Annotated in this window: 2 protein-coding genes; both read right to left on the bottom strand. The window is 35.5% G+C overall.

Annotated features, from left to right (window positions below; translation table 11 throughout):
- The coding region (locus ACFSO7_RS22460; RefSeq protein ID WP_377879678.1) for an IS3 family transposase at positions 1-543 on the bottom strand (543 nt) is incomplete at its 3' end.
- Positions 544-548: 5 nt separating this feature from the next.
- The coding region (locus ACFSO7_RS22455) for a helix-turn-helix domain-containing protein (RefSeq protein WP_377879677.1) at positions 549-1180 on the bottom strand (632 nt) is incomplete at its 5' end.

Here is a 1180-nt window from a genome sequence, read left to right as displayed (position 1 = left end):
CGTCTTGAATACAAGTTGATTATTATTGGAATGTCCTAAAACATAACTTACAATTGATCCATCATAAAGATCACGAATCGCACTTAAATAAGCCTTCTTTGATTGGCCATACTTAAATTCTGTTACATCTGTAACCCATTTTTCATTTGGTTTTTCCGCGGTAAATTCCCGATTTAATATGTTTTCTGCCACATGTTGAGGTGTAGTACGTTTATATTGTTTTTTCTTGATCCGAATGACAGAGCGTAAGCCAGTCACTTTCATTAGTCGATAGATTCTTTTATGATTCAGTTTCTCTTCAAACTGTCTATTCATATGAAGTGTCATTTGGCGATATCCAAAGGTGCGATCTACCTTTTCATGGAGAATTTTCAACTCTTTAATGATTTCTTCATTTAGAATTTCTCGGGAAGAAGGGGTACGATTAAGCCACTTATAGTATGCAGAGCGGGCAATTCCCGCAATTTCACAAAGTAAACTAATGCTTAAATTTTCTTTCTTTTGAAGCTCCTGAATAGCGATATACTTATCCTCAAATCGGATTTGACTTATTTTCGCCTCCTTTCGATCTCCTCTAACTTTTTTAAGAATAAGTTCTCTGCACGTAACCGTTCATTTTCTCTTTCTAATTTTTTCATCTGCAGCTTGATTTTCTCTTCTGGAGTTAACTCTGTTTCTTCTTTCGATCTTCCACGCTTATCTTTAAGTGAGTCCTCTCCGCCATTTTCATACTTCTTTACCCATTGGTATACTTGTTGGTAAGAAACATCATATACTTCAGCTGTTTTCTGATAATCTTTACCGTTCCCCAAGCAATCAATCACAATTTGAATCCGTTCATCCCAAGTTGTTTTTCTCCCTTTAGTCATAGAGCTCGTCCTTCCTTTTGACGTTTCCTTTATTTCTCTATGACTATTATACTTGTTGATCCACTTTCTAAGTGTAGATTTATCGGAGATTCCATACTTTCTACTAATCTCGCGAAGGGAGTATTCTCCAGACTGATATTCTCTTATGGCAGATAGCTTAAGTTCCTTTGAGTACTCTTTCCAACTGGATGACTCTTTTAGACCATCAATCCCATCTTTATCAAATTTGTGTTTCCATTCCATAATGGTGGATTTGTCCACTTTATAAATAGATGCAATTTGATAAATAGAATATTGATCATTCTCACACG

The sequence above is a fragment of the Bacillus sp. CGMCC 1.16607 genome, assembly GCF_042683745.1.
In the GTDB taxonomy this organism is placed as follows: domain Bacteria; phylum Bacillota; class Bacilli; order Bacillales; family Cytobacillaceae; genus Pseudoneobacillus.
The sequence above is the reverse complement of the archived record's forward strand: the minus strand, read 5'-3'. Positions and strand labels throughout refer to the sequence as shown.